This window comes from Aquitalea palustris, from assembly GCF_003693445.1.
Classification (GTDB): domain Bacteria; phylum Pseudomonadota; class Gammaproteobacteria; order Burkholderiales; family Chromobacteriaceae; genus Aquitalea; species Aquitalea palustris.
In genome coordinates this window covers 1-5,502 of record NZ_RFAR01000127.1, presented here as the reverse complement: position 1 = coordinate 5,502, position 5,502 = coordinate 1, and the positions used below count along the sequence as shown (strand labels likewise).

At 62.4% G+C, this 5,502-nt stretch carries 5 protein-coding genes; 4 read left to right on the top strand and 1 reads right to left on the bottom strand.

The genetic code is table 11. The features are described 5' to 3' along the window. Positions 1–257: 257 nt before the first annotated feature. The 4 genes from EAY64_RS19730 to EAY64_RS19715 all read left to right on the top strand — a co-directional run bounded on the left by EAY64_RS19730 (position 258) and on the right by EAY64_RS19715 (position 5,094). Positions 258–1,028: a YceK/YidQ family lipoprotein gene (locus tag EAY64_RS19730; RefSeq protein ID WP_147456254.1), complete on the top strand. Its 771-nt coding sequence runs from the start codon at positions 258–260 to the stop codon at positions 1,026–1,028. A 264-nt stretch (positions 1,029–1,292) separates the two neighbouring features. Continuing rightward, complete coding sequence (betB, locus tag EAY64_RS19725; protein WP_226034186.1) at positions 1,293–2,801, top strand: betaine-aldehyde dehydrogenase; 1,509 nt, start codon at positions 1,293–1,295, stop codon at positions 2,799–2,801. Between the two features lie 168 nt (positions 2,802–2,969). Beyond that, complete coding sequence (gene betA, locus EAY64_RS19720) at positions 2,970–4,685, top strand: choline dehydrogenase (RefSeq protein WP_103526419.1); 1,716 nt, start codon at positions 2,970–2,972, stop codon at positions 4,683–4,685. A 133-nt stretch (positions 4,686–4,818) separates the two neighbouring features. Then, positions 4,819–5,094 carry a hypothetical protein gene (locus EAY64_RS19715; RefSeq protein WP_103526417.1) on the top strand — a complete coding sequence of 92 codons (276 nt, stop codon included), beginning with the start codon at positions 4,819–4,821 and terminating at the stop codon, positions 5,092–5,094. Here the strand turns inward: EAY64_RS19715 and EAY64_RS19710 are convergent. Further along, positions 5,095–5,502, bottom strand: a 408-nt coding sequence (locus EAY64_RS19710; RefSeq protein WP_233566520.1) for a methyl-accepting chemotaxis protein, incomplete at its 5' end; no start/stop codon positions are given. It abuts the gene before it with no gap.

Here is a 5,502-nt window from a genome sequence, read left to right as displayed (position 1 = left end):
AGCAAAGATCCCTTTCCCGTCCGCCGCGCGGAAGCGGCCCTTAAACCATTATCCGCGTGAGCGGATTCTTGCCTCGGTGCTCACCACCTTATCCAACAGCAAAACCCAATCACGGCACTCACCCCGGCCATGCAGACTTGGCGCCAGCGGCCGCTCCGATAATGATGATGTGATATTATTTTGGCATGCATACATAGCCGCATTCGCGGCCGCCCTTGTTGCTGGCACGCTGCCAGCCCTTCCCTGAAAGCCTGCACATGATGTCGAGATGCTTGTGGATTAGCCTGCTGTTTGCCTGTATTGCACTGCTGAGTGGCTGCTCCACCATGGCCACCTCGATTGCAGCCAAGGGCTCAGGAACATCCCGCGTATACACGGCATCAACCGAACAGGTGTGGGCCGTGCTGCCGGGAGTGGTTCGCGCCAGTGGCCTGGATTATGTCAACGGCGACAAACAGCAGGGAATGGCCCTGGCGCAACGTAGCATCAGCGCCTTCAGCTATGGCGAGAATGTGGCGATCTTTGTGTCCCCCGTGCAGTCCCCGAGCAAGGCCAGTCAGACCCGGGTGGAGGTGGTGTCCAAAAGGACTTTTGCGCCGAATATCCTGGCAACCAATTGGGAAAGCGTACTGCTGGATGGCTTGGCTACCGCCCTGGCAGGGCGGATGACTGATACGGCAGCGGCAGTTGCACCCACGCCAAGCAGCCCCTTGCAGCACCGCGACAAGGTGCCGCCACCCTCCGCTTACGCCCCTATCGACGATGCCCAGGCCATCCCCTACATCGGCGACAAAGGCCGCGCCCGTTATCCTCTCTATCTGAAAGCCGCCACACCCAAGGCCTTTGTCATCAATCAGCGCGGTGGCTGGCGCTGGATCGCCAATGATAGCGATGCCATGCGCAAGACATTGGCGATCTGTCTGGCCGACCCCGGTGCCAGATGCTGGCTGTATGCAGTGGATGATCAGGTGGTATGGCAGGAGGATGAAAGCAAACGCACCTCCTTGCCGGAATTGTTACTGCACTAAGGCCGCAGCCGGAAAAGCACAGCCCATCGGCCAAAAACGGCCCTCACCCTGCCCCGGCACATCCAACACCAAAGCAGATTCATCAGGGGAGAGTTGGCAAGGTCAACTCCCCATCACGACCTCACGCTCAAGCGTGGCATAGGCCGCAAGCCGGCTGGCCATGATGCAGTGGTCGTCAGCCGCCAGGCTGTCCCGCCATGTCGCCACAATCCGCCCCCGTGTCGGCTTTTGACACGCAGCCAGCGCTGCTTGATGGCTAAATCAATGCCATCATCGGCAATCGCCTACCCAGAACACAAGGAAGACACCGTGCAAGATGGCATCCTGAAAAGCTATATCGGTGGCCGCTACCTGGATAATCCAGCGCTGCCGCTCGCCGACAACTTCAACCCTGCCACCGGCGCACTGCTGTGCCAGGTACAGCAGGCTGGCGCGGCCGAGGCCGAACAGGCGGTGAAGAGTGCCGAAGCCGGCTTTGCCGTGTGGAGCGAAATGAGCGGGGCCGAGCGTGGCCGCATCATGAACAAGGCGGTGGGCATTCTGCGGGCGCGCAACCGCGAGCTGGCCGAACTGGAAGTACGCGACAACGGCAAGCCAATCCAGGAAGCCGAGGCAGTGGATGTGCTGTCCGGCGCCGATTGCATCGAATACTTTGCCGGCATGGCCGCTGGCATTCACGGCGAGCACTTTCAGCTCAAGGGCGCGTTTGCCTATACCCGGCGCGAGCCGCTGGGCGTATGCCTGGGCATAGGCGCGTGGAACTACCCCATCCAGATTGCCTGCTGGAAATCGGCCCCGGCACTGGCCTGCGGCAATGCCATGATTTACAAACCCTCGGGCATGACGCCGATGAGCGCCGCTCTGCTGGCAGAAATCTACAGCGAAGCCGGTGTGCCGGATGGCGTGTTCAACGTGATCCAGGGCAGCTCGTCCGTGGCGCGCCAGCTGATTGCCGACGAACGCGTGGCCAAGGTGTCGATTACCGGCTCGGTGGATACCGGCAAAGCCATCATGAAAGACGCCGCCAGCACGCTCAAGCGCGTCACCATGGAGCTGGGCGGCAAGTCGCCGCTGATCATCTTTGACGATGCCGACCTCGAACAGGCGGTGTCCGCTGCCATGCTGGCCAACTTCTACACCCAGGGTGAAATCTGCACCAATGGCACCCGCGTGTTCGTGGCGCGCAGCATCCACGGCGCCTTCATGCAGCGGCTGAAAGAACGCACCGCGCTGTTGAAGATTGGCGACCCGATGCACCCGGACACCCAGGTGGGGGCACAGGTATCGCCCGGCCATGCGCAAAGCGTGCTCAAGTACATCGACATCGGCCAGAGCGAAGGCGCGGTACTGGCCGCCGGTGGCCAGCGCGTGATCGTACCGGGTTGTGAAGCCGGCTGGTTCATTGCCCCGACGATTTTCGACCAGTGCCGCGACGACATGCGCATTGTCAGCGAGGAAATCTTTGGCCCGGTGATGTCGGTACTGGTGTTCGACGACGAGGCTGAAGTGATCCAGCGCGCCAATGCCAGCCGGCTGGGGCTGGCGGCGGGGGTGTTCACCCGCGACCTGGCACGCGCCCACCGCGTGGTGGCCAAGCTGCAAGCCGGGGTGTGCTGGATCAACAACTACAACATCACGCCGATTGAAATGCCGTTTGGTGGCTACAAGGAATCCGGCCTGGGCTATGAAAACAGCCTTACCGCCATCGACTGCTACACCCAGCGCAAGAGCGTGTATGTGGAGCTGACCGGGGTGGCCAGTCCTTACGCCTGAGCGCTGCCAGCAGCGCGCCTGTTGCAGCGTTGCACCAGGGACGCTGCGCTATTTTGTTCGCCGCGCTAACACGCCAGGCGGCTCACCCGGTCATCCACACGATAACGGCAGACCTCACGGCCTGCCCTTGTCTTGTCTTGTCTGAACCATCCGTTGCAAGGAGCACCCATGTCGCAACAGTTCGATTACATCATCGTCGGGGCCGGTTCTGCCGGTTGTGTGCTGGCTGCCCGCCTCACCGAAGATGCCGATGTCAGCGTGCTGCTGCTGGAAGCAGGCGGGCCAGACTGGCGGCTGGACTGGCGCACCCAGATGCCGGCGGCGCTGGCCTACCCGCTGCAAGGCACCACCTATAACTGGGCCTATACCACCCTGCCGGAGCCACATATGGGCAACCGCATCATGACCCAGGGCCGGGGCATGGGGCTGGGTGGTTCGTCCTTGATCAACGGCATGGTGTACATCCGCGGCAATGCGCTGGACTTTGACGGCTGGGCCGAAAACAGCGGGCTGGAAAACTGGAGCTATCTGGACTGCCTGCCCTACTTCCGCAAGGCGGAAAGCTACGACAAGGGTGCCAACGACTTCCACGGCGGCGAAGGCCCGCTGCATGTCACCACTCCACGGCCGGACAACAACCCGCTGTACCACGCCTTTATCGCTGCCGGTGAGCAGGCCGGTTACCCGCGCACCGACGACCTCAATGGCTACCGCCAGGAAGGCTTCGGGCCGATGGACCGCACTACCACGCCATCCGGCCGCCGCTGCAGCACCTCGCTGGCTTATCTGGATCAGGCCCGGCCCCGCGCCAACCTGACGGTGAAAACCCGTGCGCTGGCCGACCAGATCCGCTTTGCCGGCAACCGCGCCGTGGGCGTGAACTATCTGCAAGGCGGCAGCCTGCAACAGGCCGAGGCGCGGCGCGAGGTCATCGTCTGCAACGGGGCGATTGCCAGCCCGCAGCTATTGCAACGCTCCGGCGTGGGCCATGCCGACCAGCTCAAACAACACGGCATCAGCAGCGTGGTACACCTGCCCGGCGTGGGCGAGAACCTGCAAGACCATCTGGAAATGTATCTGCAATACCATTGCACCAAGCCGGTTTCCATTTACCCGGCGCTGCAGTGGTGGAACAAGCCACCCATCGGCGTGGAGTGGTATCTGAACGGTACCGGCCTGGGGGCCACCAATCACTTTGAAGCGGGTGGCTTTATCCGCAGCAGCAGCGACTTTGCCTGGCCCAACCTGCAATACCACTTCATTCCGCTGGCGATGAATTACGACGGCAGCAATCCGGTAAAGGCGCACGGCTTCCAGTGCCATGTCGGCTCCATGCGCTCCCCCAGTACCGGTTTTGTGCGGCTGGCCAGCCGCGACCCGCGCGTCAAACCACTGCTGCAGTTCAATTACATGGCGCATGCGGTGGACTGGCAGGAATTCCGCGCCGGCGTGCGGCTGACGCGGGAAATCATCGCCCAGCAGGCCTTTGACGAATTCCGTGGCGAGGAAATCAAGCCGGGCATGAAGATTCAGAGCGATGCCGAGATCGACGCCTTCGTGCGCGAACATGCCGAAACCGCGCTGCACCCGTCCTGCACCTGCAAGATGGGCTACGACGACATGGCAGTGGTGGACAAGGATGGACTGGTGCACGGCGTGGACGGCCTGCGCGTGGTAGACGCCTCCATCATGCCGCGCGTCACCACCGGCAACCTCAATGCGCCGGTGATCATGATGGCGGAGAAACTGGCCGATACCATACGTGGCCGCGCGCCATTGCCACGTTCGCAAGCCGCGTATTTCACCGCCGGCACGCAGCCGGTACGGCTGATGGGTACGGCGGATTTTCCCTGGCCCGCCAGCGCCACCACGCCGGCACACTAAGCCAGGGGCGCGGGCAAGCCAGCGAATAGCGCGTGGTTTGCCCTGGCCATCCCACACGCCGCTTGACTGTGGCGCGGTGCTTTCTACAATGCCCTGCAGCAGCTGTGCCGCAGCCGCATGCATGGAGATGAAAATGCATACCGTGAAACCGCGTAATCCCTACGCCTGCTCACCCTTGCTGAAAAAGGGTGGCGCCCATCGCAACAGCCGTTCCGGCCTGCGCCAGAATGCCCGTCAGGCGATGCTGGCCGAGCTGGATGAGCTGGACTGGATCGACCAATACCCGGCGGCCCAGGCTGTCGAACCCAACAGTGAAGACGACGCACCTGGCAGTTTTTCTCGCCCCCTCCCCATGACAAAGGCCGCTTCCCAGCGGCCTTTGCCTTGTTACGCCCGTCCCTGCGCCTGACTACACGGTAAAGCGCGCCGCCAGCGCACTGAGCTGCTCCGACAAGCTTTGCAACTGCCCCACTGTCTCCGCCGTCCCCTTCATCGCCCGGCTGTTTTCTTCCGACATCTGCGCCACCTGCTCCACATTTTTTGCCAACACCTGGCTGGTATTACTCTGCTCACTCAGGGCCATCTGGATATCGGCCACCACCAGTAGCACCTGATCGACCTGCTGCTGGATGGTGATGATGGCCGAGCCGGCATCACTGGCATGTTGCTGGCCGCTTTGCACGGTTTGCATTCCGGCAGTCATGCTGCCGGCGGCATGACGCGCCGTGCCCTGGATCTGCTGCACGATGCTGGCGATCTCCATGGTGGACTGCGCAGTACGCTCGGCCAGCTTGCGCACTTCATCGGCCACCACGGC